This is a genomic window from Streptomyces hokutonensis (genome assembly GCF_000376565.1).
GTDB lineage: Bacteria > Actinomycetota > Actinomycetes > Streptomycetales > Streptomycetaceae > Streptomyces > Streptomyces hokutonensis.
Genome location: NZ_BARG01000060.1, coordinates 1 through 3,307, shown reverse-complemented (window position 1 = coordinate 3,307; position 3,307 = coordinate 1). Strand labels below are relative to the sequence as shown.

Genomic DNA, 3,307 nt, shown 5'->3' with positions numbered 1-3,307 from the left:
TAAAAGCCAGGCCGCTCACGCGCGTTTCACGACCAGCGCCGTTGCCACTGCCATGAGCCCCTCGTCCCGGCCCGGAAATCCCAAACCGTCCGTCGTCGCGCCCGAAACCGACACCGGTGCCCCGGCCGCCTCCGACAGGAGCTTCTGCGCCTCGTCCCTCCGCTTGCCGATCTTCGGACGCGGCCCTACGACCTGTACGGCCACGTTGCCGATGGTGAAGCCCGCCTCGCGGACGATTCGCGCGGCCTCCGTCAGCAGGGTCACCCCGGACGCGCCCGACCACTCGGGGCGACCGGTTCCGAAGTGCTGGCCCAGGTCTCCCAGACCCGCCGCCGAGAACAGGGCGTTGCAGGCCGCATGCGCTACGACGTCCGCGTCGGAGTGGCCCGCCAGGCCCGGGCCCTCGCCCTCCCACTTGAGTCCGGCGCACCACAGCTCGCGGCCCTCCTCGAAAGCGTGGATGTCGGTGCCGATACCGACCTGGGGGAGCACGAAAGGCTGCTCAGAAGCCATCGTTCAGCCTCCTGCGGGCCAGGACCGCCTCCGCGAGGACCAGGTCCAGGGGGCGGGTGACCTTGAAGGCCTCCTCGTGGCCGGGGACGACCACGACCGTGAGGCCAAGCTGTTCGACCATGCTGGCGTCGTCGGTGACGTTGTCGGTGACCGTCTCGTGGGCGCGGATCAGCGTGGCGCGGTCGAAGCCCTGCGGGGTCTGTACGGCACGGAGGCGGGCCCGCTCGGGGGTGGCGACCACCGGTTCGGGACCGCCGGGATACGCGGCCGGCTCGACCTCCTTCACCGTGTCGGCGAGCGGCAGGGCCGGTACGACGGCGGGGGCGCCGTCCCGTACGGCCTCGATGACCGCGTCGACCGTGTCGACGGGGACGAGCGGGCGGGCCGCGTCGTGGACGAGGACGACGTCGTAGCCGGGGGGCAGCGCGTCCAGGCCGAGTTTCACGGACTCCTGGCGGGAGTCGCCGCCGGGGACGACCAGGAAGTCGGTGCGCTCGGGCAGCGCGTGCGCGTCGAGGAGGGTCTTGACCTCGGGGGCGCCGTCGGGCGGGGCCACGACGACGACCAGGGTGACGGCACGGGAGGCGGCGAGTGCGCGGACCGCGTGGATGAGCATGGGGGTGCCGTTCAGCGCGCGTAGCGCTTTGGGGGCGCCCGGGCCGAGGCGTACGCCCCGTCCGGCGGCCGGGATCACGGCGGCGACGGAGGACTGCGCCTGCGAAGAGCGCGAATCGTCAGACATCGGTTCCTGTCAGGTTTGTGTGCTCGACCTACGTGGGTATGGCCTGAGGAGTGCCGGGCGCGACGCCTTGACCGGACCCTTCCGTGACACCGGTCGAGCCTGCTGCCCGGGCCCGGCACACCATTATCGGGGGCATGTCTCCGGCGTTCGACACAGAGTCACACAGTGTTCGACGGAGTCGCGTAGTCCGTTCCGACGGAGTCGCGAGAATCCCCCCGAACATGCCGAAGCGCCCGGCGACAGGCGGGCTGTCATCGGGCACCACGGCATTTCAGTGTGCTGAGCAGGGCGTACCAGGTGCCTGCGTCAGGACGCGAGAACCTCGTCGAGCAGGGCCTCGGCCTTGTCCTCGTTCGTGTTCTCCGCGAGCGCGAGCTCACTCACCAGGATCTGGCGAGCCTTGGCGAGCATGCGCTTCTCACCTGCGGAGAGTCCGCGCTCGCGCTCACGACGCCACAGGTCACGGACGACTTCCGCGACCTTGATGACATCGCCGGAGGCGAGCTTCTCCAGATTTGCCTTGTAACGACGCGACCAGTTCGTGGGCTCCTCGGCGTACGGAGCGCGCAGCACCTCGAAGACCCGGTCCAGCCCGTCCTGACCGACCACATCACGTACGCCGACGAACTCCGCATTGTCCGCTGGCACACGCACCGTCAGGTCACCCTGGGCGACCTTCAGCACCAAGTAGGTCTTGTCCACGCCTTTGATCTGGCGAGTTTCGATAGCCTCGATCAGCGCGGCCCCGTGATGGGGATAGACCACGGTGTCGCCAACCTTGAACGTCATGTGACAGGTACCCCTTCCGTGGCTATCCAGGGTAACACGGAAACTGCGTGTTCTGAATGGCGTTTTCGCAGGTCAGGGCATATCTCGGGGCTTGACAACAGCAACAGGAACGTGCTGCGGAGGCCGAGCGGAAGAGGGTATTCGCAGGTCGGAGCGGCTCTCCGGGCGAGGTGAAACGCGTACGTTACACACATCCGGAGGCGCCCCCAAGTGGACGAACGTCCCTAAATGTCTGGTTCCAAGTGCTCGACTTCCGCTACTCCGTTCGGTGCGCGGAGCCCGGTGCGAGGCGAATCCGGAATTGATCACCGAGGTGGCGCGGAACGGCCGGTGATCAATTCTCCGAGGTGTCCCGCATTCTTCACGGAAAATCCGTCGACGGACGGCTGAGCTGCTTATGTGAATGCCGGACGAGTGCCGGGCACAAGTGACCCGCGGGTCACTTGTGGCACACGGGTACCCGGTTGGGGGAGGGTCGGGTGCGGTGGCGCGGGAACGGCTCGGTAACCTAAGGCCGCTGACAGACACTTAGGGCGGCTTTATTCGGGAGTCGCCCTGCTCCGCCCACGTTCAAGGAGTAGCCGCCGCCGTGAGCAGCAGCCTTCGACGCGGCGCCCTCGCCGCCGCCGCCATCGCGTTCTCGATCGCCTCGCTCGCCGCGTGCGGTGCCGGCAACGACGCCCAGACGCTTGAGGTCAAGCCGGACAACGCGGCCGTCTCCGTGGGTGTCATCAAGGTGCAGAACGCGCTCGTCATCACCCAGCCCATCACCGACTCCAGCCCCCAGCCCTCGGGGCCCGCGGTGATCTCGGCGACGCTGTTCAACACCAGCAAGGACCCGCAGACCCTGGACTCGGTCAGCGTCGACGGCGTCGGCACGGCCACGCTGACCCCCGCCAAGGGCAAGGGCAAGCTGACCGTCCCGGCCTTCGGCTCGCTCGTCCTGGGCGGCAAGGGCAACGCCTCCGCCGCGCTGACCGACGTCGGCACCGGCCTGGAGGACGGCAACGCCCAGAAGGTCACCTTCACCCTCAGCACGACCGGCGCGGTGAGCCTGAGCGCGTTCGTCGTCCCGGCCGACAGCTACTTCACCAAGTGGGGCCCGACCGCGATCCCCACGCCGGCCCCGGGCGCCACCGCGACCGCGACCGGTTCCGCCTCGCCGAAGCCGCACAAGAGCACGTCGGCCACGCCGTCCGACTCCGCCTCCGAGAGCACCACGGCGACGGCCACGGCCTCCGCCGGCTGAGCAGCGGCCGTAGC

General features: G+C 68.9%; 4 protein-coding genes. 1 reads left to right on the top strand and 3 read right to left on the bottom strand.

Annotation, left to right across the window (positions count from 1 at the left end; all coding sequences use genetic code 11):
* Positions 1–15: 15 nt before the first annotated feature.
* The 3 genes from ispF to SSP08S_RS35400 all read right to left on the bottom strand — a co-directional run bounded on the left by ispF (position 16) and on the right by SSP08S_RS35400 (position 2,044).
* Positions 16–513, bottom strand: coding sequence for a 2-C-methyl-D-erythritol 2,4-cyclodiphosphate synthase (gene ispF, locus SSP08S_RS35410; protein ID WP_026179106.1), 498 nt, complete (start codon positions 511–513; stop codon positions 16–18).
* Entirely contained in the window at positions 503–1,255 is a 753-nt protein-coding gene (gene ispD, locus SSP08S_RS35405; RefSeq protein ID WP_019072377.1) for a 2-C-methyl-D-erythritol 4-phosphate cytidylyltransferase, read from the bottom strand. The genes ispF and ispD overlap by 11 nt, the downstream gene beginning before the upstream one ends.
* 306 nt (positions 1,256–1,561) lie before the next feature.
* Positions 1,562–2,044 (bottom strand): CarD family transcriptional regulator, encoded by a 483-nt coding sequence (locus tag SSP08S_RS35400; protein ID WP_003953493.1) that lies wholly within the window; start codon positions 2,042–2,044, stop codon positions 1,562–1,564.
* A gap of 589 nt (positions 2,045–2,633) precedes the next feature.
* Here SSP08S_RS35400 and SSP08S_RS35395 point away from each other — a divergent pair.
* Positions 2,634–3,293, top strand: coding sequence for a copper chaperone PCu(A)C (locus tag SSP08S_RS35395; protein ID WP_019072376.1), 660 nt, complete (start codon positions 2,634–2,636; stop codon positions 3,291–3,293).
* The last annotated feature ends 14 nt before the right edge of the window (positions 3,294–3,307 follow it).